The 2108-nt window shown below is 77.3% G+C and carries 1 protein-coding gene; it reads right to left on the bottom strand.

Features of this window, described 5'->3' with window-relative positions; all coding sequences use genetic code 11:
• On the bottom strand, positions 1-2108 hold a 2108-nt coding region (locus VR44_RS39170), incomplete at both ends, for a type I polyketide synthase (protein ID WP_045952460.1).

Here is a 2108-nt window from a genome sequence, read left to right as displayed (position 1 = left end):
AGTTCGACGGCGGTGAGCGAGTCGAAGCCGAGTTCGCGGAAGGCCTGGCCGGGCTGGACGGATTCGGGGCGGCCGTGGCCGAGTACGGCGGCGGCGTGCGTCCGTACCAGGTCGGTCAGCAGGGCGGCCCGGGCCGTTTCGGGCAGGGTGTCCAGCCGCTCCGCCAGCGCGGAGCGGACCCCGTCGGGCGATCCGGCGGCGGCCGCCTCGGCGCGGCGTACGGGGGCGGGGACCAGGTCGCGCAGCAGGGCGGGCAGGGTGCCCGCGCGGGCCTGCTCGCGCAGGACGGGCAGGTCCCAGCGGACGGGTACGAGCAGGGGTTCGGCAGAGCCCAGGGCGCGGTCGAGGAGGCCGAGGCCCTCGTCCGCCTCCAGGGCGAGGACTCCTGAGCGGCCGATGCGGCGCTGGTCGGCCTCGGCGAGGCCGGCGGTGAGGGTGCTGCTGCCGGCCCACAGCCCCCAGGCCAGGGAGAGCCCGGGCAGGCCGGCCGCGCGGCGGTGCCGGGCGAGGGCGTCCAGGGCGGCGTTGGCGGCGGCGTAGTTGCCCTGTCCCGCGCTGCCCAGGGTCGCGGCGACCGAGGAGAACAGCACGAAGGCGGACAGGTCCGTGTGGCGGGTCAGTTCGTGCAGGTGGAGCGCCGCGTCCACCTTGGGGCGCAGGACGGCCGCCAGCCGGTCGGGGGTGAGGGAGGTGACCAGTCCGTCGTCCAGTACGCCCGCGGCGTGGATCACGGCGGTCAGCGGCCGGTCGTCGGGGACGGCCGCCAGCAGGCCGGCGAGCGCTTCCCGGTCGGCGGTGTCGCAGGCCGCGAGGGTGACGGTCGTGGCCCCCGCCGCGAGGAGTTCCTCGCGCAGCGCCGCGGCCCCGTCGGCGGCGTCGCCGCGCCTGCTGGTGAGCAGCAGGTGGCGCGCGCCGTGTCCGGCGACCAGGTGGCGGGCGACGAGCCCGCCCAGCGCCCCGGTGGCACCGGTGACGAGGACGGTGCCCTCGGGGTCGGGTGCGGCGGGGACGGTGAGGACGAGCTTGCCGATGTGCCGGGCCTGGCTGAGGTGGCGCAGGGCGGCGGGTGCCTGCCGGACGTCCCAGCAGGTGACGGGCAGCGGCCGCAGGGACCCGGCTTCGAACAGGGCGACGAGCTCCTGGAGCATGGCGCCGATCCGGTCGGGGCCCGCCTCGATGGTGTCGAAGGCGGTGTAGACGGCGCCCCGGTGCTCCTCGGCGACCTGCCGGGGGTCGCGGACGTCGGTCTTGCCCATTTCGAGGAAGCGGCCGCCGTCGGCGAGGGTGCGCAGGGAGGCGTCGACGTACTCCCCGGCGAGGGAGTTGAGTACGACGTCCACGCCGCGGCCCCCGGTCGCGGTCAGGAACCGCTCCTCGAAGCGGAGGTCGCGGGAGGAGGCGAGGTGGTCGGCGTCCGGGCCCCCCTGGGCCGTCAGGGCCGCCCACTTGCCGGGTCCGGCGGTGCCGTAGACCTCGGCGCCGAGGTGGCGGGCGAGCTGGGTGGCGGCCATGCCGACGCCGCCGGCCGCCGAGTGCACCAGCAGCGTCTGCCCGGCCCGCAGGCCGGCCAGGTCGACCAGCGCGTAGTAGGCGGTGAGGAAGACGATGGGCACGGAGGCGGCCTCGGCGAAGGTCCAGTCGCGCGGCATCCGCGCCACCATCCGGTGGTCGGCGACGGCGAGCGGGCCGAAGGACTCGGGGATCATGCCGAACACCCGGTCCCCCACCGCCAGGCCGGCGGTCCCCGGCCCGGTCTCCACGACGGTGCCGGCGGCTTCACTGCCGAGGGTGGCCTCGCCGGGGTACATGCCGAGGGCGATGAGGGCGTCGCGGAAGTTGACGCCGGCGGCGCGTACGGCGATGCGGACCTGGCCCTCGCCGAGCGGGGCGGTGGCCGCGGGGTTCTCGGTGAGCGCGAGGGCGTCGAGGGTTCCGGCGGCACCGGTGGCGCCCGTGGCACCGGTGGTCAGCCGCCAGCCCGCCGTGCCCGGGGTGGGGCGGAGCGCGTCGGCGGTGGTCCGGCGGGTCAGGCGGGGGACGTGGGCGGTGGTGCCGCGCAGGGCGAACTGCGGTTCGCCGGTGGCCAGCGCGGCGGCCAGCAGCCGTTC

Source organism: Streptomyces katrae, from assembly GCF_000966975.1.
GTDB classification, from domain to species: Bacteria; Actinomycetota; Actinomycetes; order Streptomycetales; family Streptomycetaceae; genus Streptomyces; species Streptomyces katrae.
This window is presented reverse-complemented; position numbering and strand designations above follow the sequence as displayed.